Origin of the sequence: Kitasatospora sp. NPDC056800 (assembly GCF_042789775.1) — a bacterium.
Classification (GTDB): domain Bacteria; phylum Actinomycetota; class Actinomycetes; order Streptomycetales; family Streptomycetaceae; genus Kitasatospora.
The window spans coordinates 1-19595 of record NZ_JBHUAL010000065.1; the positions used below are offsets into that span (position 1 = coordinate 1).

The following is a 19595-nucleotide window of genomic DNA, read 5'->3' on the forward strand; positions in this document are numbered from 1 at the left end:
CCGCCACGGCCGACCCGGGGGGGGGCCCGCGCCGGCGGCGGTTGGGCCTACACCAGTCCCCCCCCGGTTACGGCCCTTCAGAACTCCGGGGGGGGGGAGGAAATTCCCCGGCGGGCGCGGCTACTTCGCGCCGAAGGCCTTCTCGATGTCCTCGACGACCTTCTCCGCCGCGATCGGGCCGGAGCTGCTGCTCCACACCTGGCCGTCGACGCCCATGAGCTGGTTGGTGCCGACGGCCTTGAGGCGGGTGAAGGCCTCCTGCTTGCGGGCGGTCTCCAGGGCCTTCTCGCCCTCGGCGTTCAGGGTGGCGACGAACACCCGGTCGGCGTCGGCCTTGTTGAGGTTCTCCAGGGACAGCGGGTCCGAGTGGGGCTGGGCGCCCAGGCCGTCGGCGATCGGCATGGTGCCGGCGCCGGCCTTCTTCAGCAGGTCGCCGGGCATGTTGGTGGTGTTCATCACGATCGGCCCGTTGGGCATCCAGCGCATCACCACGGCGCTGCCGCTCTTGCCCTCGCCGGCCTTGGCGGCGCGCTTGTCCAGGGCGTCCAGCTTGGCGGCCAGGTCGGCCTTGTGGCCGAGCGCGTCGCCGTACACGGCGAGCACCTCGCGCCAGTCGCCGGCCTTGGGGACGATGGTCGGGGCGACCGCCGAGAGCTTGTCGTACTGGGACTTCTCGATGCCGGAGGAGGCCAGGATGAGGTCCGGGGTGGCCTTCAGGATCGCCTCGAGGTTGGGCTCCTTGACCGTGGCGACCAGCGGGATGCCGTCGGCCTTCAGGTAGGCGGGGGCGGTGGTGCCGCCGCGGCTGGAGCTGGTGCCGACCGGGGTGACGCCGAGCGCGAGGGCGGTGTCCAGCGAGGTGTCGCCGAGGGCGACGACCCGCTTGGCCTCGGCCGGGACCTCCACGGCGCCGAAGGCGGTGTCGATGCTGCGCTTGCCGCCCTTCGCGGCGGCGGTGGACGAGGAGCCGGAGTCACCCGCGGACCCGCCGGACCCCGAGGAGCCGCACGCGGTCAGGCCCAGGGAGAGGGCGCCGACCACGGCCGCGCCGAGCAGGGTCTTGGTAAAGCGGGTGCCAAGCATGGGTGTTCTCCGAGAAATGGTAGTTTACGGGCGAACCGTTTTTCTGAGGTTAGCCTAACCATACGTAAGGCCCTGACGGGGAGGCCCGGTGTGACATTCCGATCACTCCTGCTGCGCGGACTGCTGCCCGCCGGCGCGATACTGCTGCTCGCCGTACTGGCGAGCCTGCTGCTCGGCGCGGGCGACGTGGGACCGTCACGGGCGCTCTCCACCCTGCTCGGTGACGGCGACTCCGACTCCCGGTTCACCGTGTTCCACCTGCGCGCCCCGCGCACCGCGGTGGCCCTCGCGGTGGGACTCGCGCTCGGCGTGGCCGGCACCGTCCTCCAGGCCGCCGCCCGCAACCCGCTGGCCGAGCCCGGCCTGCTCGGGGTCAGCACCGGCGCCTCCTTCGCCGTCGTGATCGCGATCGTGCTCGGCGCCAGCGCCGCCAGCGTCGGCCCGTACGTCGCCGTACTGGGCGCCGGCGCCGGCTGCCTGCTGGCACTCGGCGCGGCCCGGCTGCGCGGCACCGGCGACGACCCCGTCCGGCTGGTGCTCGCCGGCGCGGCGCTGAGCGGGCTGATGAACGCCGGCTCCTCCGTGCTGCTGCTCTCCGACGCCCGGGCCGCCGACGAGATCCGGTTCTGGACCATCGGCTCGGTCGCCGGCCGCGGCACCGACCAACTGCTCGTGGTACTGCCGGTCCTGCTGCTCGGCCTGGTGCTGGCGCTGCTCTCCGGCCCGGCGCTGACCGCGCTCAGCCTCGGCGACGACGTCGCCACCGGCCTCGGCCACAAGCCCCGCCGGGCCCGCGCCCTCGCGGTGACCGCCGTCGCCCTGCTGGTCGGCGCCGCCACCGCGATCGCCGGACCGGTCTCCTTCGTCGGCCTGGTGGTGCCCTTCGCCGCCCGGGCCCTGGTCGGCCCGGACCTGCGCCGGCTGCTCGTCGTCTCCGCCCTGCTCGGGCCGGCCGTCGTGCTGCTCGCCGACGTGGCCTCCCGGCTGGTCGCCCGCCCGTACGAGATGCCGCTCGGCGTGATGACCGCCCTGTGCGGCGCCCCCGTGCTGGTCGCCGTCGTCCGCTCGCACCGAATGCCCGCGCTGTGAAGGCCCCCGTGAAGGCCCCTGTGAAGACCGCCGCAGAGAACGCCGCAGAGAACGCCGTGGAACCCGACGGCCCCTCGGCCGCGACCCGGCGGCCGGCGCCGCCCGTGCCGCCCGGCACCCGGCTGCTCGCCCTGGGCGGCCGCTCGGTGCTCGTCCCGGTCCGGCCGCTGCTCGGCTGCACCGTCCTGCTGCTCGCCGTGGTCGCGGTGACCGCCGTCTGCCTGGCCGTCGGCGAGACGAACCTCGACCCGGTGACCGCCCTGCGCGCGGCCTTCGGCGACGGCACCGCGCGTGACGTGCTGCTGGTGGAGAAGCTGCGGCTGCCCCGCGTCGAGGCCGCACTGGCCGTCGGCGCGGCCCTCGGCGTCGCCGGCTGCCTGATGCAGACCCTCGCCCAGAACCGGCTGGCCACCCCGGACACCGTCGGCTTCAACGAGGGCGCCACCGCTTTCGCGGTCGCCTCCGTCACCGGCGTCGCCACCCAGCTGCTGCCCTCCGCCGCCGCCCTGGCGGGCGCCGCCACCGCCGCCTCGATAGCCTTCGCCCTCGGCGGCGGGGCCGGCCGCAACGGCTACCGCTTCCTGGTCGTCGGCCTCGGCATCGGCGCGGTCTTCGGCGCGGTGACCAACCTGATGCTCTCCCGCGCCGCCATCGACTCCGCCAACGCCGCCTACGCCTGGACGGTCGGCACCCTCAACAGCCGTGACGCCGACGCCGTCGGCTACCTCGAACTCGGCCTGCTGGCCTGCCTGCCCGCCGCCGTGCTGCTCGGCCGCCGGCTGTCGCTGCTGCGCTTCTCCGACGCCGTCGCCACCGGGCTGGGCGTCCGGGTGCGCGGCCTGCGGGTCGGCGTCCTGCTGGTCTCCGTGGTCTGCGCGGGCCTGGCGGTGGCCGTCGCCGGACCGCTCGGCATGATCGCGCTCGCCGCGCCCGAGGCCGCCCGCCGGATCGCCGGACCGCGCTGCGTGCCGGTGCTCACCTCGGCCGTCGCCGGAGCCGCCTTCACCCTGCTCGCCGACCTGATCGGCCGCACCCTCCTGTCGCCGCTGGAGGTGCCGGCCGGCCTGGTCACCGCCGTCGTGGGCGGCCCGTACCTGCTCTGGCTGCTGCTCACCACCCGTCCCCGGAGGACCGCATGACCGCCCGCCCCGCGACCGCTGAATCCTCCGGGACCGTGACGGCCACGGTCGGAGCGCCCCGGCTGGCGACCAGCGCGCTCAGCCTCGGCCACGACCGCACCATCGTGGTGCGCGAGCTCGACCTCGAACTGCCGCAGCGCCAGGTCACCGTCATCGTCGGCCCGAACGGCTGCGGCAAGTCCACCCTGCTCGGCGGCCTCGCCCGGACCATCGCCCCGCGCTCCGGCGCCGTGCTGCTCGACGGCAAGCCGCTGACCTCGCTGTCCACCCGCGCCATCGCCCGGATCATCGGCCTGCTGCCGCAGTCCGCCACCGCCCCGGACGGGCTGACCGTCCGCGACCTGGTCCGCTACGGCCGCCAGCCGCACCAGGGCCTGCTGCGGCAGTGGTCCGCCGCCGACGCCGAGGCGGTCGAGCACGCGCTCGCCGCCGCCGACCTGCACGAGCTGGCCGACCGCCCGCTGGACACCCTCTCCGGCGGCCAGCGCCAGCGCGCCTGGATCGCCATGGCCGTCGCCCAGGACACCGACATCCTGATGCTGGACGAGCCGACCTCGGCGCTGGACATGGGCCACGCGCTGGAGGTGCTGGAGATGGTGCGCGGCCTGACGGCCGAGCGCGGCCGCACCGTCGTCCTCGTCCTGCACGACCTGACCACCGCCTGCCGCTACGCCGACCACATGGTGGCCATGCGCGACGGCCGGGTGGCCGCCCAGGGCGCGCCGCGCGACATCGTCACCCCGGAGCTGGTGCGCGAGCTGTACGGGGTGGAGAGCGTGATCCTCACCGACCCGGTGCACGGCACCCCGGTGGTCTGCCCGGTCGGCCTCGCCCCCCGGGTGCGCTGACGCCGGCGGGCCGGTCAGCCGGTCAGCCGGCCAGGCCCGGCAGCACCAGGGCGCCCGGCAGCTCCGCCAGGGCCCAGCCGGGCAGGATGAGCTTGCCCCGGCGCCGACCGCTGCCGACCAGGACGTACGGGGCCGCGGCCACCGCCTCGTCGATCAGCAGCGGCCAGCCGCCGGGCAGGCCGACGGGGGTGATGCCGCCGTACTCCATGCCGGTCAGCTCGACCGCGGTGTCCATCGGCGCGAAGGACGCCTTGCGCGCCCCCAGGTGGGTGCGCACCGCCTTGTTGACGTCCACCCGGGTGGTGGCCAGGGCCAGGCACCCGGCCAGGGTCACCTCCCCGGCGCGCTTGGCGGCGACCACCACGCAGTTCGCGGAGAGCTCCGGCGGCACGTCGTAGGCCGCGCAGAACACGGCGGTGTCCGCCTGTTCCGGGTCGCTGTCCACGTAGAGCACCGAGGCGGCCGCTCCGGGCGCGTCCCAGTTCTTCAGCGCGTCGGCGACGGGCGCGGCGAGCTCCGCGCCGAGCTCCAAGGCCGGTACGGCGGTGGCGAAGTTCCCGAACGGCGGGGCGGTGGACTCACTCATGGACCGGACTGTAGCGCGCCCGGCCACCCGGTCGGCCTACCCGGCTGCCGTCGGCCGTACGGGAGGACCGCGGTCAGCCGTACGGGACGACGGCGACCGGGCAGTGCACGTGGTGGATCGCGGCGTGCGCCACCGGGCCGAGGTGGTGGTGGCGCAGCGGCATCCGCCGGATGCGGCGGCCGACGACCAGCAGCCGGGCCGTCGCGGCGGCGTCCACCAGCTCGACGGCGGCCTTGCCGCGGATCAGGTCGGTGCTCACCGTCACCTCGGGGTGCCGGGCCTGCCAGGGCTCAAGGGCCCGGGCGAGGCCGTCGTGCTCGACGGCCGAGACCTCACCCTCCAGCCCGCCGATCGCCCCGTAGGACATGTACTCGCTGCCGGCCGGCGGGGACCAGACGTGCACCACGCGCAGCGGCGCCGAACGGAGCGCGGCGGCCTCGAAGGCGAAGGCCAGCACCTCGTCCGCCGGGTGCGCCAGGTCGAGGCCGACCGTCACCGCGCCGTCCGGTTCGTCCCCGCCGGCCCGGATCAGCACCACCGGGCAGTCCGCCCGGCGCAGCACCTCCTGGCTCACCGAGCCGACCAGGAAGCCGCGCAGGGTGCCCAGCCCGCGCGAGCCGAGCACCAGCAGGGCGGCCCCGTGCGCGGCGGCCTCCAGCGCCTCGACGGGATCGCCGGCCACGGAGCCGGCGGTGACCTCGACCTCCGGCGCGAGGGTGCGCAACTCGCGCTCGCGCTCGGCGAGTCGTGCCAGTGCGGAGTGGTCGCCGGGCCTGCTCCCGGGGGCGATCTGCTTCGGCCGGGGCCAGGCCTGGAGGACGTCCAGGCGCAGGCCGCGGCGCTGCGCCTCGTGGGCGGCCCAGGCGGCGGCGGCCAGGCTCTCGGGTGAGCCGTCGAATCCGACGACGACGGGTCCGGTCACGGCGTGCTCCTCGGTTCCGGTGCGGCCCCAGCCCCCGGAGGTCTCGGTGCGGCCAGTATCCGCGCCGGCCCGGACCGGCGCCTCCCGGAGCCGTCGCCGGTCGCGGTGGGTGACGGGACGGGCCCGGTTCCGCCGTCCGGCTGGTCGGCCGGGCGGCGGCGCGGCACGCCCGGGCCGGGCGGGGGCGCCGGGCTAGGGTCGGCCGAACCGCCGTGTGCCGGTCGCGCCGTTCCGAGCGCTCCGCCCCAGCCGGTCCTTTCAGCCCGGGAGAACGATGCCGAGGGTCCCCACGTTCCGCTCGCGGTGGGCGGGCGCCGCCGCCGGACTGGCCGTGCTCGCCGCCGCCCTGGTGGGCTGCGGGGACGGTGGGAGCGGCGGCCCGGTCACCCTGAACTGGTACAACTTCCCGGACGACTCGGGCGCCCTCCAGCAGGCCGCCGACCGCTGCGGGCAGCAGTCCGGCGGCCGCTACACGATCCGCTACAACAAGCTGCCGCGCGGCGCCGACGGCCAGCGCCAGCAGCTGGTGCGCCGGATGGCGGCGCACGACACCGGCGTGGACGTCCTCGGCCTGGACGTCACCTGGCCCGCCGAGTTCGCCGAGGCCGGCTGGATCCGCGAGTGGACCGGGGCGATGCGCGAGCGGGCCACCGCCGACACCCTCGACGCGGCGGTGCGGACCGCGACCTGGCGGGACCGGCTGTACGCCGTGCCGTACAACTCCAACACCCAGCTGCTCTGGTACCGCGACGACCTGGTGCCGACCCCGCCCGCCACCTGGGCGGAGATGCTCTCCCAGGCCCGGGAGCTGGACCGCGAGGGCAAGCCGCACCTCGTGGAGATCCAGGGCGCCCAGTACGAGGGGCTGACGGTCTGGTTCAACACGCTGGTCACCAGCGCGGGCGGCTCGATCCTCACCCCCGACGCCCAGGGGCCCGCGCTCGGGGCGCCCGCCGTCACGGCCGCCGGGGTGATGCGCGACCTGGCGGCCTCGGTGGCCGCCAACCCCTCGCTGTCGAACCAGATGGAGGACCAGAACCGGCTCGCGATGGAGTCCGGCACGGCCGCCTTCGAACTCAACTACCCCTTCGTCTACCCCTCGATGAAGGCCAACCGGCCGGAGCTGTTCCCGCACTTCCGCTGGGCGCCGTACCCCGCGGTGAGCGCCGACCGCCCCGCCAGCGTCACCATCGGCGGGATCGACCTCGCGGTGGGCGCCTACAGCCGGCACCCCGACCTCGCCGCCGAGGCCACCCTCTGCCTGCGCGACCGGGACAACCAGCTCACCAACGCGCTGAAGGGCGGCCTCCCGCCCTCGCTGCGGAGCCTGTACGAGACGGCCGAGCTGACCGCCAGCTACCCGTTCGCCGCCGACGTGCTGGCCGCCCTCGACTCCGCCAGCGTGCGGCCGCAGACCCCGGCCTACCAGAACGTCTCCATCGCGATCTCGCACACCCTCTCCCCGCCCGCCGGCATCCACCCGGAGAAGGACGTGGCCGACCTCCGCCGGCAGATCCGGGACGCCCTCGGTTCGAAGGGGCTGATTCCGTGACACCGCCCGTTCCCGGGCCACCGCCCGCTCCCGGGTCACCGTCCGTTCCCGGGTCACCGTCCGCCGAGGCCGCGGCCGGGGCCGCCGCCGGGCCGGGACCGGCCGGGCCCTCGCGCGGCGCCCGCCAGGAGAGCCGGCTGGGCCTGCTGCTGTGCGCCCCCGCCGTGATCGTGATGCTCGCCGTCACCGCCTACCCGATCGGCTACGCCGTCTACCTGTCCCTGCAGCGCTACGACCTGCGCTTCCCGGCCCAGGCGCACTGGGTCGGGCTCGCCAACTACGGCGCGGTGCTGACCTCGCCGTTCTGGTGGCAGGCGCTCGGTGTCACGGTGCTGATCACCGCGGTGTCGGTGGCCGTCGAGCTGGTGCTCGGCCTGGCGCTCGCCCTGGTGATGCACCGTACGGTCTTCGGGCGGGGGACGGTGCGCACGGCGGTGCTGGTGCCGTACGGGATCGTCACCGTCGTCGCGGCCTACTCCTGGCAGTACGCGTGGACCCCGGGCACCGGCTACCTGGCCGCCCTGCTGCCGGAGGGCAGCGCCCCGCTGACGGAGCAGTGGCCGGCCGTCGGTCTGATCATCCTCGCGGAGGTGTGGAAGACCACCCCGTTCATGGCGCTGCTGCTGCTCGCCGGCCTGGCGCTCGTCCCGGACGAGACGGTCCGGGCGGCGATGGTGGACGGCGCGAGCTCCGGGCAGCGGCTGCGGCTGGTGATCCTGCCGCTGATGAAGCCCGCGATCCTGGTCGCGCTGCTCTTCCGGACCCTGGACGCCTTCCGGATCTTCGACAACATCTACGTGCTGACCAGCGGCTCCAACGGCACCGGCTCGGTGTCGATCCTCGGCTACGACAACCTCTTCACCGCGCTCAACCTGGGCATCGGCTCGGCGATCTCGGTGCTGATCTTCGTCTGCGTGGCGCTCATCGCGCTGGTCTTCGTCAAGCTGTTCGGCGCGGCCACGCCCGGCGCGGAACCGGAGCGGCGATGAGCGGCCGGCCCGCCCGGGCCCTGACCGGCTGGGGCATCGCCAACCTGGTGGTCGTGCTCTACGCGCTCTTCCCGGTGTGGTGGATCGTGGCGCTGTCCTTCAAGGACCCGGGCACCCTCTCCGACGGCGCCTTCGTGCCCCGCCGGTGGACCCTGGCCAACTACCGCGGCATCTTCCAGACCTCGGAGTTCACCCGGGCCCTGGTCAACTCGATCGGCATCGCGCTGATCGCCACCACCGTCGCCGTCGCGCTCGGCACCATGGCCGCGTACGCGGTGGCCCGGCTGCGCTTCCCCGGCAAGCGGCTGCTGATCGGGGTCTCCCTGCTGATCGCGATGTTCCCGCCGATCTCGCTCGTCTCGCCACTGTTCGGCATCGAGCGGGCGCTGGGCCTGTTCGACACCTGGCCCGGGCTGATCATCCCGTACATGACCTTCTCGCTGCCGCTGGCGATCTACACGCTCTCGGCGTTCTTCCGGGAGATCCCCTGGGACCTGGAGAAGGCGGCCAAGGTGGACGGCGCCACGCCGTGGCAGGCGTTCCGGCTGGTCATCGCGCCGCTGGCGGCGCCGGGGGTGTTCACCACCGGCATCCTGGTCTTCATCTTCTGCTGGAACGACTTCCTGTTCGCCATCTCGCTGACCTCCACCACCTCGGCCCGGACGGTACCGGCCGCGATCGCCTTCTTCACCGGGAGCTCCCAGTTCGAGCAGCCGACCGGCTCGATCGCGGCGGCCGCGGTGATCATCACGATCCCGATCGTGGTCTTCGTGCTGCTGTTCCAGCGCCGCATCGTCGCCGGGCTCACCGCCGGCGCCGTCAAGGGCTGAGCCCGACATCGAGTTTTCCCAGGATGGGTTTCCCAGGAAGAGCCCGCCCCACCCGGCGGGCCAGGAAGGCGGACCGTGGCCGAGATCGTCCTCGACGGCATCACTAAGCGCTACCCCGACGGCGCCCTCGCCGTGCGCCACGTCGACCTCACCATCGCCGACGGCGAGTTCGTGATCCTGGTCGGCCCCTCCGGCTGCGGCAAGTCCACCACGCTCAACATGATCGCCGGGCTGGAGGACATCACCGAGGGCACCCTGCGGATCGCCGGGGAGGTGGTCAACGACCGCGCGCCCAAGGACCGCGACATCGCGATGGTGTTCCAGAGCTACGCCCTCTACCCGCACATGAGCGTGCGCGACAACATGGGCTTCGCGCTGCGCCTGGCCAAGGTCGACAAGGCGACCATCGCCGCCAAGGTCGAGGAGGCCGCCCGCGTCCTCGACCTCACCCGGCACCTCGACCGCAAGCCCGCCCACCTCTCCGGGGGGCAGCGCCAGCGGGTCGCGATGGGCCGGGCGATCGTCCGCGACCCCAAGGTCTTCCTGATGGACGAGCCGCTGTCCAACCTGGACGCCAAGCTCCGGGTGCAGATGCGCACCCAGATCGCCGCCCTCCAGCGCCGCCTGGGCACCACCACCGTCTACGTCACCCACGACCAGGTCGAGGCGATGACGCTCGGCGACCGGGTGGTGGTGATGCGCTCCGGCGTCGTCCAGCAGGTCGGCTCGCCGCAGCAGCTGTACGACGAGCCGGTGAACCTCTTCGTCGCCGGGTTCATCGGCTCGCCCGGCATGAACTTCCTCGGCGCCGCGCTGGAGCACGGCGCCCTGCGCACCTCGCTGGGCGACCTGCCGCTGGACGACCGCACCCGGCGCGCCCTGGAGGGCGCGGACGCGCCGCGCGAACTGGTGGTCGGCATCCGCCCCGAGGACTTCGAGGACGCGGCCCTGGTCGAGGGGCACGCCGGCGGGGTCACCGTCACCGTGACCGTCGAGGTCCGGGAGTCGGTCGGCTCGGACGTCTACGTCCACTTCGCGGAGGAGGGCGGCCCGGCGGCGGCCCGGGGCCCCGGCGGCCTCGCCGGACTGGCGGAACTCGCCGAACTGGCCGAGCTGGCCGAACTCGCCGCCGACTCGGGCCGGGCCGACACCGGCATGCGGGAGCACCGGGTGGTCGCCCGGCTGAACCCCGCCACCCGGGCCGCCGAGGGCGGCCCGCTGGACCTGCGGGTGGACACGGCGCGCATCCACGTCTTCGACCCCCGCACCGGGGCCAACCTGACCCACCCGGAACGTTCGTAGCGTGGTACGGAAGGCCCAACCCCCGGCCGGCGCGCGGTGTGCCTGACCGTTGCCGTACCGGACCCGACTTACATTGCCCGGTTATGGGAGAAAATGTCGGAATCAGTCGCCGATCGGTGCTCAAGGCCGTCCCCGGAGCCGTCCTCGCGGCCGGCTCCGGCGGGATCCTCGCCCGGCCCGCGGTGGCGGCCGCCGCCTTCCCGCAGCCCGTCGTCCGGCGCGCCCGGTCGGCCTCCGGCGGGCCGGCGGCGGTGCTCGAGCAGACGCTCGACGTACGGTTCACGACGCTCTCCGTCCCGGGCTACGGGACGGTCACCACGCGCACCTACAACGGGACCATCCCCGGGCCGACCCTGCGGGCGCGCGCCGGGGACGTGCTGTGGCTGACCCAGGTCAACGGGCTGCCGCCGAACCCGACCGAGCCGGCCGGCCCGGCCGGGATGTCTGGGATGCCCGGGATGTCAGGCCCGGCGCACCACGGCGGCCACAACCGGCCGCACCGCCTGAACACCTTCAACCTGCACACCCACGGCCTGCACGTCTCGCCGTCCGGGCGCGCCGACAACATCCTGCGCGCGTTCCCGCCGCGCACCGCCGACGAGGCCGCGGCCGGCGCCCCGGAGCCGCGGTACCTGACCACCGTCCAGATCCCGGCCGACCATCCGGCCGGGACGTACTGGTACCACCCGCACGCGCACGGGGCCACCGCCGAACAGATCGCCGGAGGGATGGCCGGGGTCATCGTCATCGAGGGCGACGTCGACGAGGTGCCGCAGATCAAGGCCGCCGCCGACCTGGTCGTCTGCATCAACGAACTCCGGCTCAAGGGCGGCAGGGTCCCCGACTTCACCTCCGGCGACGCCCTGGCCGCCGTCCCGCCCACCTTCACCGTCAACGGCGAGGTCAACCCCGTCCTCGTGCTGCGCCCCGGCGAGGTCCAGCGCTGGCGCCTGGTCGCGGCGACCGCGTTCACCGCCCTCTCGCTCCAGGTCACTGATGGGGAAGGGAAGTTGACGCTGCACCAGATCGCCATGGACGGCGTGACCTTCCCCGCGCCGGTCGCCACCGAGGTGGTCCCGCTGGGCGTGGGCAACCGCGCCGACGTGCTGGTCCGGGGCGGCGAGGCCGGGACGTACGAACTGCGGGCCAAGGGCGTGCCCGTCCCGCTGATGACGATCGAGGTGGCGGGGGAGGCCGTCCAGCCGCCCATGGAGCTGCCGACCTCGCTGCCGCAGGGCATGCCGTTCCTCGACGAGAAGGACATCGCCAACCCCGGCGGCGACCGCAGGGTGGTCTTCCACGTCGACCCGAAGGTCTTCGCCCAGCCGTTCCCCAACGCCTACCGCGTCCTCGGCAGCCACCCGACCCCCGCGGCCGACCCCGGCGGCGACCTCACCCGCGACCCCGCCTACGGCCTGTTCGACCCCGAGTACGTCAACCACACCCTGGAACTCGGCACCGTCGAACGATGGACCATCCACACCGACGAGACCATGCCGATCTTCCACCACCCCTTCCACCTGCACACCAACCACGTCCTCGTCACCCACCGCAACGGGGAACGGCTCGACCCGCCGGTGTGGCAGGACACCGTCGACCTGACCGGCGGCAAGCCGGGCGACACCGTCACCCTCCTGGTCAAGTACGAGGACTTCACCGGCCGCACCGTCCTGCACTGCCACCAGCTGCAGCACGAGGACCTCGGGATGATGCAGCTGGTCGAGTACGTCCGGCCGCGACGGCCGGAGCCGGCCGGATGGCCTGGGTGGCCCCAGCAGCCCGGGTGGCCGGGGTGGCCTGGCCGGCCCCGTCCGCTCGATCACTGAGCGCTGCCGGGCGCCGGCGGCGGCGCAGGAAAGCTCCTGGAACGTGCGTTCGGAGCCGGATCCCGGGGTAGAACCAGTCGTACAGCGGCCGTGCGATTCCGGCTGCTCCAGCACCTCGGGCGGTGCCGCCGGGGCCGGTGCCACCGGGGCCGCGCCCGCAGTGGCCGGGCACGGGTCCCGGGGGAGAAGTCCGTGACACGCCGCACGAGGTGCGGGCCGTACGTGGCGCCGGGCGCTCACCCCGGCGCCCAGGAGCGATCACGTGTCCGTCCACCTGGAAACAGCCGGCTGGGAAGCGGCCCCCTCGGGCCTGCCGCCCGACCTCCCGCGACGGCCCACGGCGGCCGAACTCCGCCGCATGGGGAAGTCCGAGGCGCGGGAGCTGAGCGACGCGCTGTTCGAGCGGCTGGCCGGGCTGGTCCGGGAGACCCGCGCCTACAGCTACGTCCGCGGCACGATCATCGAGCTCAACATGCCGCTGGTGCGCTTCATCGCCGCCCGCTTCCGCCACCGGGCCGAGGACATGGAGGACATCCTCCAGGTCGGCACGATCGGCCTGATCAAGGCCGTCGACGGCTACGACCCGCGGCGCGGCGTCGAGTTCGTCACCTACGCGATCCCCACCATCACCGGCGAGATCAAGCGGTTCTTCCGCGACACCTCCTGGCCGGTGCGCGTCCCGCGCAGCATGCAGGAGCTGTACCTGTCCGTCGCCCGCGACTCCGACCGCCTGGAGCAGGAGCTCGGCCGGCTGCCGCGGCCCGAGGAGATCGCCGAGGACCTGCACCTCACCGTCGAACAGGCCACCGAGGGGCTGCTGGCGGGCCGGGTCTACCGCCCCAACTCCCTGGACGCGCTGCGCGACCAGGACACCGACGAGACCGGCAGCGCCCTGCTCGACCGGCTCGGCGGCTGCGACCCCGGCATCGAACTCGCCGACTTCCGCACCGCCGTCCGCCCGCTGCTGGCCCGCCTGCCGGAGCGCGAGCAGACCGTCCTCAAGCTGCGGTTCTGGGACGGGTGCACCCAGTCCCGGATAGCGGACCGGATCGGCGTCTCCCAGATGCACGTCTCCCGGCTGCTCAGTGCCACCCTGGCCTGGCTGCGCGAGGAACTGGAGGACCGGGACGCGCCCGGGTGGGGTGATGGGGAGCCGGAGGCCGTCGCTTCCGGGGGCGGGCTTGACGGCGGGCCCGGGAGCGGTTCCGGCGGCGGGCGCGAGGGCACCGGCTGAGGCGGTGGGGCGGGCCGACGTGCGGGGCGGGGACCCGGGATGCGGTTTCGCTGCGTGATCGGCGCATACTTTCCGTAAACACACGGAGGTGCTCATGCCCATGGTGGATGTCGCTGCCCTCGGCCGACTGGTCGCGGAGTACGAGGCCCTGTCCCCGTCGAGCTCGCCGGAGGCCCGGCAGCGGTTGCGCGACGTCTGCTACACGATCGGCATCTACACGGGCGAGGCCGACGCCGTCCGCGCGGTCGCCCGGGCCCGCATGCTGCTGGCCCGTCAGGGCCCGGCCGACGGCGGCGGGGCGGCGGCCGGAGCCCCGGCGACCGACCGGGCCCGGGCGGCGCTCCTCGCCGAACTCGGCGACCTCGCGGCCCGCGAGCGGGTACGGGCCGCGCCCCTCCCCAGCCTGCACGACGTGGTGCAGCTGACCAGGGTCACCGTCCCGGACTGTGTGGGCGCCGCCGTGAGCACCTGGCACGACGACGGCTCGGTCGAGACCTTCGCGGCGACCCCGTCCTACCTGCTCGCCCTCGAACGCGCCCAGAGCGGGGCGGACGCCGGCCCGCTGCCCCGGCTCCGCCGCCAGGGCGAGGGCCAGATCGTCGTCCGGCTCGACCCCGGCCGGCCGGACCGGTTCGCCGACCGCGCCCGGCGCTGCGGCGTACGGGCCGTGGCCGGCGCGCACCTGCGCACCCACCCGCACGGCTGCACCGTGTTCAGCGCCTACCTGCGCACCCCGGTCGACCCCGGCACACCGGCCCTCGGGCTGGTGGAGGTGCTCGCCCTCCAGGCGTCGGCCGCCCTCGACCGCTTCGCGCTGTCCCGGGCCGTGGCCGACCTGCTCGACCGCCGGCACGCCACCGGCCTGGCCATCGGCCTCACCGCCGAGCGGTTCGACGTCACCCCGCACGCCGCGCTGAGCCTGCTGGTCGGAGCCGCCCAGCGACTGGGCACCGACCTCGCCACGGTGGCCCGGCACCTCGCCGACGGCGACCGGCCGCGCACCGCGCCCGGCGAGCGGGGCGGCTCGTAGCCCGGGCGCGGGACGGTTGCACCGGTGCCGGACGGTTGCACCGGTGCCGGACGGGCAGGCGTACAGGAAGGGGGGCGGAAGGCGTGCAGACGGGCGCGCGCAGACGGGCGGGAAGGCCCCGGCCGCGCCGTACGAGGAGGTCGTCATGAGCATGGTGAAGGAATCCGTGGACGTGGCCGTCCCCCTGCACGCCGCCTACAACCAGTGGACGCTCGCCGAGGAGTTCCCGCGCTTCATGGAGGGCGTCGACTCGGTGAGCCGGCTCGACAGCCGCCACAACCACTGGCAGACCAGCATCGACGGCGTCACCCGCGAGTTCGACACCGAGATCGTCGACCAGGAACCGGAGGAGCTGATCGCCTGGCGGGGCATGGACGGCGAGGCCGAGCGGAAGGAGGTGGTGACCTTCCGGCGGCTCGACCCGGGCCACACCCGGGTCACCCTCGCCGTCGACCTCCGGCCCGCGGGCCCGGGGGAGAAGGCCGCCGACGTCCGGGGCGAGGTCGACCGGCGGGTGAAAGGGGACCTGAGGCGGTTCAAGGAGTACGTCGAGGAACGCGCGCGGGGGAGGGGCGGGGCGGGGTGAGCCGGCCCCGTCGGCCCGTGCGGCTTCCGTCGGCCCGCGGCGGCCCCGTCAGCCCGCGTCGGCCATCGCATCGGTTCCCGCGTCGGCCATCGCGTCGGCTCGGCGGAGGCCGCTCCAGTGCGCGAACGCGGCCACCGAGCCCAGTGCAGGCAGCGCCGCCACCGCGAAGATCCCGAACAGGTACTCGCCCGACAGCGCGGTGAACGCCAGCAGCAGCACCTGCACCCCGGCCGTCGCCGCCAGGAGCCTCCAGCCGGGCCGCGGGCGCCAGACCCCGCGCACCGCCAACGCGTTGACCCCGGCCATCGCGAACCCGGCGGCCCCCATCACGTACGGCACCCACTGCGGCTTCGGCGCCACCTCGTCCTCGAACCCGATCCCGTTGTAGAACAACGGGACCGCGATGCAGAAGAACATCACCACCGCCACCGTCTCCAGGATCAGCAGCACGGTCGTCGCAGCCCGCGACAGCCAGGAGAGAGCGGTCATGGTGGGGAGCCTTCCGGGAGTTCGGTGTTCTGTACTGCGACGCCCGGGGAGCCCGGACCGCAGCGGTCCATCGCCACTGGAGGCATGGCACGACCGCGCGACGGGCACGTCCCATGACGCCGCCCGACCCGGCGGCCTCGGCACCGCAGCATAGTCAAGAAATGGCAAAGGCTGTAGTGCGGTGCAGGTCGGAGGGCGTCCTCCCCGCAGGCACGGGGGCAGCCACTGAAGGGGACGGTTCGGCCGCCGATGCCGAAATCCGGTCAACTCGGCCGCCCAGGCGCAGGAGTTCGTCCGGATCGCGGGCGTACGGGGACGGCTGCTCCTAGGCTCGTCCGGACACCGTGGCGTGAGGGGGAGTGCCGTGGCCCGTAGGCCTGTTCGGCGACGTCGGTCGACCGTCGCCCGCCGGTTGAAGCAGAACACGCCGCTGCTGGGGGCGGCCGCACTGGTCGCGGTCGTGCTGGGCACGCTGGTGGTCCAGTGGCTGGCCCAACACCTGCTGCTGGTCGCCGCGTTCCTCATCGTCGGCGCGGGAGCGGGCGCCGCCGTGCTGCGCTCGCGGGTGCGGGCCCGGCAGCGGGAACTGGACGCGCGGACCGCCCGACTGCGGCACATCGGGCCGTTCCTGGCGATGACCCCGAAGGCCTTCGAGCACGCGCTGGCCGACCTGTGCCGCCGGGACGGCTGCACGAAGGTGAAGGTGGTCGGCGGGGCCGGCGACCTCGCGGCGGACGTCCTCGCCACCACCCCCGCCGGGCAGCGGATCCTCATCCAGGCCAAGCGGTACGGGCCCAGGACGTTCGTCGGCTCCCAGGACGTCCAGAAGGTCAACGGCACCTACCGCGATGTGCACCACTGCGACCTGGCCGCCGTGGTGACGACCAGCTCCTTCACCAAGGCCGCCGCCGCGTTCTGCGCCCAGGTCGGCATCCGCGCCGTCGACCAGCGGGCGCTCGCCCTGTGGGCGGACGGTCGGGGCGGGGCACCCTGGGTGTGAGTCACCGGCTCCCGCGTTCGAGGCCTGCCGGGGAGAGCAGGAGGCGGCGGCGCTGCCGGTCGACCTCGCTGACGAGGACCGTGAGTTCGTCACCGACCCGGACCATCCCTGACGGAGCTCCCTCGGGGGGCGAGGCGAGATCCCGCTGAGGGACCACACGTCGAACTGTGCTCAGAGGTGTCGGCGGCCGCGAGCTTCGATTCAGTCGCGCTTTCCTTGATCAGGCCAAGCCCGTTTCGCCGTTGAGTGGTCCTCAGCGTCGGCGGCGGGCTGGGGGCGGGGTGGGTCCAGCCCCACCCCTGGCCGGGGTGCAGGTGGATTCTGCCGTCGCGCCGCCGTCCCTAGCGTTGAGCGCGTGCCGTCCGAGGTTGCGGGCGGGCGTGGTGATGCGGGGAGGGCGAGGTGTACGGAACGGTGCGCGCGGGGCAGGGACTCCGGTGTTGCGGCTGTCGGGGTTGCGCAAGCGGTTCGGGGCGCGGTGGCGCTGGGAGGTCGGTCTTCGCGCCGGCCAACCGGAGCTGGTTCCTGGCCCGATACCTGCCGTCGGCGGTCGGGTTCGTGCTGGGGGCGTGCCGGCTGACTCGCGGTCAGCGGGGGGTGGTGCCCGGGGGGACGTGCGAGCGGACGGCTGCGATCATGAACGGCCCGTACGACCGAATCCGACCGGAGGCCCCGTGAGCAGCCCGCAGACCCCAGCCGCCCGTGAGCCGGACACCGCCGAACCGGGTCGCGGCGCCGCGCGCGAGCTGCGCGCCGCCGTACGGGCGCTCGGGCGGCTCGCCGCCTTCACGCTGCTGATACCGGTCGGGGTGGGGCTGACGACGGCCTTCCTGCTGTCGTTCGTGATCTGGGGCTGCCTCGGGATCTTCCCGTTCTTCCCGACCGCCACCCGGATGGTCCGCTCCGCCGCCGGAGCCGCCCGGTGGGCGGCCGGCCACTGGTCGCAGGTGCCCGTACCGCCGCCGTACCGGCCGCGCCCGGCCCTGGAACGCACCCTCCACGGCTGGTACTGGACCGGCCACGACTACCACCGGAACCGCTGGTTCGCCGGCATGTCCCTCGACGTCCGCTGGCTCTGGACCGACCCGGCGACCTGGCGCGACGTCCTCTGGGTGCTCGCCGACCCGCTGGTCGGCGGCGGCATCGCGGCCGCGCCCGTGCTGCTGGTCGGCGCCGGCCTGTACGGGATGGTCCAGGCGCCGTTGCCGTACGACCTGCCGTTCGGCGGCCCGGTCGCGCTGCTCCTCGGCCTCCTCGGCCCGGTGCCGATCGCCGCCGGACTCGCCCTCGCCCGGCCCGCGCTGCGCCTGCACGGCCGGTGGACCCGAGCCCTCCTCGGCCCCACCGAACGCTCCCGGCTCGCCCGGCGGGTCGAGCAGCTCACCGAGATCCGGCTGGACGCCACCGAGGCCCAGGCCGCCGAACTGCGCCGGATCGAACGGGACCTGCACGACGGCGCGCAGGCCCGACTGGTCGCGGTGAGCCTGCGCCTCGGCGCGGTCGCGGCACTGGTCGACCGCGACCCGGGCCAGGCGAAGCAGGTGGCGACGGACGCCCAGGAGAACGTCACCCAGGCCCTCCAGGAACTGCGCGACCTGGTCCGCGGCATCCACCCGCCGGTGCTCGCCGAACGCGGCCTCGCCGAAGGCGTACGGGCGCTGGCACTGGACGTCCCGCTGAAGGTCGAGGTCCGGGCCGAACTGCCCGGACGGGCCGAGGCGCCGGTGGAGTCGGCGGTCTACTTCGCCGTCAGCGAGGCGCTCACCAACGCCGTCAAGCACGGCGAAGCCCGGCACGCCACCGTGTACCTCACCCACGCCGCCGGACTGCTCCGCGCCGAAGTCACCGACGACGGCCGCGGCGGCGCCGACCCCGACGGGGGCAGCGGCCTGCGGGGCATCCGGCGCAGACTGGCCGCGTTCGACGGTACGCTCACGCTGACCAGCCCCCCGGGGGGTCCGACCAGGCTGATCATGGAGCTACCGTGCGTGTTGTCCTCGCCGAGGACCTCGTCCTGCTGAGGGACGGCCTCTCCCTGCTGCTCAGTGCCCACGGGCACGAGATCGTCGCAGCGGTGGAGAGCGGCCCCGAACTGGCCGCCGCCATCGCCGAACACCGCCCCGACATCGCGGTGGTCGACGTCCGCCTGCCCCCCACATACACCGACGAGGGCCTCCAGGTCGCGCTCGCCGCCCGCCGCCAACGGCCCGGCCTGCCGGTCCTCGTCCTCTCCCAGCACGTCGAACAGCTCTACGCGCGGGAGCTGATCGCCGACGGCACCGGTGGCGTCGGCTACCTCCTCAAGGACCGCGTCTCCAAGGCCGACCAGTTCGTCGACGCCGTCCACACCGTCGCCGCCGGCGGCACCGTGATGGACCCCCAGGTCATCTCCCGCCTCCTCGCCCGCAACGCCGACGACCAGCCCCTCGCCCTCCTCACCCCGCGCGAACGCGACGTCCTCGCCATGATGGCCGAAGGCCGCTCCAACGCCGCCATCGCCCAACGGCTGCACTTCAGCGAGGGCGCCGTCAGCAAGCACACCTCCAACATCTTCGCCAAGCTCAACCTCGGCGCCTCCGACGACGACAACCGCCGCGTCCTCGCCGTCCTCGCCTACCTCGACGGGACGCGCACGCCCTGAGGCGGCGTGCGACGCCCACGTGCCCGGAGTCTCTGTCACGCAGGGGACCGATGTGCCCGCGATGGTGATCATTTAGGAGTACATGGCGAATGTACTGAACATTCTCCCGACTCTCCATCAGGTGTAAGATGCGGCAACCATGGTTCCGCGCCGAGAGCAATACCAATGGGGGCAGGCATGGCTCGCCGATGGGAAGCCGATCCTTCCGCTTCGTTGCAGAAACGCCTCGGGAAATCTGCCAAGGAACTGGGATCGTCCGACGGAAAGGACGAATGCCCGGACATCTGGCAGCTCTCGAACGGCGATGTCGCCGTCATCGGTCGCGATCTCACGGAGGACTACCGCGGGCGGCTCCCCGAAGGCGTCGTCCTGGGCCCGGGTGAGCGGCTCGTCGTCATCCCCGGCTTCATGGTGAGCACGGCGAAGGCGGACATCCCGGATGCCTGATC

The 19595-nt window shown here is 74.1% G+C and carries 19 protein-coding genes; 15 read left to right on the forward strand and 4 right to left on the reverse strand.

What is annotated here, in order from left to right:
• Positions 1 to 120: 120 nt before the first annotated feature.
• Positions 121 to 1083 (reverse strand): ABC transporter substrate-binding protein, encoded by a 963-nt coding sequence (locus ACFRQN_RS16825; RefSeq protein ID WP_380741014.1) that lies wholly within the window; start codon positions 1081 to 1083, stop codon positions 121 to 123.
• A 90-nt stretch (positions 1084 to 1173) separates the two neighbouring features.
• Between ACFRQN_RS16825 and ACFRQN_RS16830 the strand changes: the two genes are divergently transcribed.
• The 3 genes from ACFRQN_RS16830 to ACFRQN_RS16840 are packed head-to-tail and all read left to right on the forward strand — an operon-like array spanning position 1174 to position 4159.
• Entirely contained in the window at positions 1174 to 2172 is a 999-nt protein-coding gene (locus ACFRQN_RS16830; protein WP_380741015.1) for a FecCD family ABC transporter permease, read from the forward strand.
• Positions 2173 to 2192: 20 nt separating this feature from the next.
• Complete coding sequence (locus tag ACFRQN_RS16835; RefSeq protein WP_380741016.1) at positions 2193 to 3311, forward strand: FecCD family ABC transporter permease; 1119 nt, start codon at positions 2193 to 2195, stop codon at positions 3309 to 3311.
• Positions 3308 to 4159 carry an ABC transporter ATP-binding protein gene (locus ACFRQN_RS16840; protein WP_380741017.1) on the forward strand — a complete coding sequence of 284 codons (852 nt, stop codon included), beginning with the start codon at positions 3308 to 3310 and terminating at the stop codon, positions 4157 to 4159. The genes ACFRQN_RS16835 and ACFRQN_RS16840 overlap by 4 nt, the downstream gene beginning before the upstream one ends.
• A gap of 22 nt (positions 4160 to 4181) precedes the next feature.
• Here ACFRQN_RS16840 and ACFRQN_RS16845 read toward each other — a convergent pair whose 3' ends face one another.
• Positions 4182 to 4745, reverse strand: a complete 564-nt coding sequence (locus tag ACFRQN_RS16845; protein WP_049656611.1) for a YbaK/EbsC family protein — start codon at positions 4743 to 4745, stop codon at positions 4182 to 4184.
• Positions 4746 to 4818: 73 nt separating this feature from the next.
• Entirely contained in the window at positions 4819 to 5667 is an 849-nt protein-coding gene (locus tag ACFRQN_RS16850) for a universal stress protein (protein WP_117486836.1), read from the reverse strand.
• Positions 5668 to 5941: 274 nt separating this feature from the next.
• On the opposite strand from ACFRQN_RS16850, the gene ACFRQN_RS16855 reads away from it, so the two are divergent.
• The 8 genes from ACFRQN_RS16855 to ACFRQN_RS16890 all read left to right on the forward strand — a co-directional run bounded on the left by ACFRQN_RS16855 (position 5942) and on the right by ACFRQN_RS16890 (position 15016).
• Complete coding sequence (locus tag ACFRQN_RS16855) at positions 5942 to 7219, forward strand: ABC transporter substrate-binding protein (RefSeq protein WP_380741018.1); 1278 nt, start codon at positions 5942 to 5944, stop codon at positions 7217 to 7219.
• 137 nt (positions 7220 to 7356) lie between these two features.
• Entirely contained in the window at positions 7357 to 8208 is an 852-nt protein-coding gene (locus ACFRQN_RS16860) for a carbohydrate ABC transporter permease (RefSeq protein ID WP_380741040.1), read from the forward strand.
• Entirely contained in the window at positions 8205 to 9038 is an 834-nt protein-coding gene (locus tag ACFRQN_RS16865; protein WP_117486835.1) for a carbohydrate ABC transporter permease, read from the forward strand. The genes ACFRQN_RS16860 and ACFRQN_RS16865 overlap by 4 nt, the downstream gene beginning before the upstream one ends.
• A gap of 75 nt (positions 9039 to 9113) precedes the next feature.
• Positions 9114 to 10340 carry an ABC transporter ATP-binding protein gene (locus ACFRQN_RS16870; RefSeq protein ID WP_380741019.1) on the forward strand — a complete coding sequence of 409 codons (1227 nt, stop codon included), beginning with the start codon at positions 9114 to 9116 and terminating at the stop codon, positions 10338 to 10340.
• Between the two features lie 83 nt (positions 10341 to 10423).
• The gene (locus tag ACFRQN_RS16875) at positions 10424 to 12166 is read left to right on the forward strand and encodes a multicopper oxidase family protein (RefSeq protein ID WP_380741020.1); all 1743 of its coding nucleotides are present in this window, start codon (positions 10424 to 10426) and stop codon (positions 12164 to 12166) included.
• Positions 12167 to 12428: 262 nt separating this feature from the next.
• Entirely contained in the window at positions 12429 to 13400 is a 972-nt protein-coding gene (locus tag ACFRQN_RS16880; RefSeq protein WP_380741021.1) for a SigB/SigF/SigG family RNA polymerase sigma factor, read from the forward strand.
• A gap of 100 nt (positions 13401 to 13500) precedes the next feature.
• On the forward strand, positions 13501 to 14430 hold the full coding sequence (locus ACFRQN_RS16885; RefSeq protein ID WP_241853195.1) for a DUF5133 domain-containing protein: 930 nt from the start codon (positions 13501 to 13503) through the stop codon (positions 14428 to 14430).
• Positions 14431 to 14575: 145 nt separating this feature from the next.
• Positions 14576 to 15016 carry an SRPBCC family protein gene (locus tag ACFRQN_RS16890; protein WP_049650946.1) on the forward strand — a complete coding sequence of 147 codons (441 nt, stop codon included), beginning with the start codon at positions 14576 to 14578 and terminating at the stop codon, positions 15014 to 15016.
• 48 nt (positions 15017 to 15064) lie between these two features.
• Here ACFRQN_RS16890 and ACFRQN_RS16895 read toward each other — a convergent pair whose 3' ends face one another.
• Positions 15065 to 15505, reverse strand: coding sequence for a hypothetical protein (locus tag ACFRQN_RS16895; RefSeq protein WP_380741022.1), 441 nt, complete (start codon positions 15503 to 15505; stop codon positions 15065 to 15067).
• A 412-nt stretch (positions 15506 to 15917) separates the two neighbouring features.
• Here ACFRQN_RS16895 and ACFRQN_RS16900 point away from each other — a divergent pair, with 412 nt between their 5' ends.
• The 4 genes from ACFRQN_RS16900 to ACFRQN_RS16915 all read left to right on the forward strand — a co-directional run bounded on the left by ACFRQN_RS16900 (position 15918) and on the right by ACFRQN_RS16915 (position 19593).
• Complete coding sequence (locus ACFRQN_RS16900) at positions 15918 to 16505, forward strand: restriction endonuclease (protein WP_380741023.1); 588 nt, start codon at positions 15918 to 15920, stop codon at positions 16503 to 16505.
• Positions 16506 to 17179: 674 nt separating this feature from the next.
• Entirely contained in the window at positions 17180 to 18526 is a 1347-nt protein-coding gene (locus tag ACFRQN_RS16905; protein WP_380741024.1) for a sensor histidine kinase, read from the forward strand.
• Complete coding sequence (locus tag ACFRQN_RS16910) at positions 18490 to 19146, forward strand: LuxR C-terminal-related transcriptional regulator (protein ID WP_380741025.1); 657 nt, start codon at positions 18490 to 18492, stop codon at positions 19144 to 19146. The genes ACFRQN_RS16905 and ACFRQN_RS16910 overlap by 37 nt, the downstream gene beginning before the upstream one ends.
• A gap of 177 nt (positions 19147 to 19323) precedes the next feature.
• Positions 19324 to 19593: a hypothetical protein gene (locus tag ACFRQN_RS16915; protein ID WP_380741026.1), complete on the forward strand. Its 270-nt coding sequence runs from the start codon at positions 19324 to 19326 to the stop codon at positions 19591 to 19593.
• Positions 19594 to 19595: the final 2 nt, after the last annotated feature.

What these genes read in the sequence shown, in the direction of transcription:
- ACFRQN_RS16825 (WP_380741014.1), bottom strand. Translation starts at nt 1,083, where the DNA reads ATGCTTGGCACCCGCTTTACCAAGACCCTGCTCGGCGCGGCCGTGGTC.
- ACFRQN_RS16840 (WP_380741017.1), top strand. Translation starts at nt 3,308, where the DNA reads ATGACCGCCCGCCCCGCGACCGCTGAATCCTCCGGGACCGTGACGGCC.
- ACFRQN_RS16845 (WP_049656611.1), bottom strand. Translation starts at nt 4,745, where the DNA reads ATGAGTGAGTCCACCGCCCCGCCGTTCGGGAACTTCGCCACCGCCGTA.
- ACFRQN_RS16855 (WP_380741018.1), top strand. Translation starts at nt 5,942, where the DNA reads ATGCCGAGGGTCCCCACGTTCCGCTCGCGGTGGGCGGGCGCCGCCGCC.
- ACFRQN_RS16865 (WP_117486835.1), top strand. Translation starts at nt 8,205, where the DNA reads ATGAGCGGCCGGCCCGCCCGGGCCCTGACCGGCTGGGGCATCGCCAAC.
- ACFRQN_RS16875 (WP_380741020.1), top strand. Translation starts at nt 10,424, where the DNA reads ATGGGAGAAAATGTCGGAATCAGTCGCCGATCGGTGCTCAAGGCCGTC.
- ACFRQN_RS16885 (WP_241853195.1), top strand. Translation starts at nt 13,501, where the DNA reads ATGGTGGATGTCGCTGCCCTCGGCCGACTGGTCGCGGAGTACGAGGCC.
- ACFRQN_RS16890 (WP_049650946.1), top strand. Translation starts at nt 14,576, where the DNA reads ATGAGCATGGTGAAGGAATCCGTGGACGTGGCCGTCCCCCTGCACGCC.
- ACFRQN_RS16895 (WP_380741022.1), bottom strand. Translation starts at nt 15,505, where the DNA reads ATGACCGCTCTCTCCTGGCTGTCGCGGGCTGCGACGACCGTGCTGCTG.
- ACFRQN_RS16915 (WP_380741026.1), top strand. Translation starts at nt 19,324, where the DNA reads ATGGCTCGCCGATGGGAAGCCGATCCTTCCGCTTCGTTGCAGAAACGC.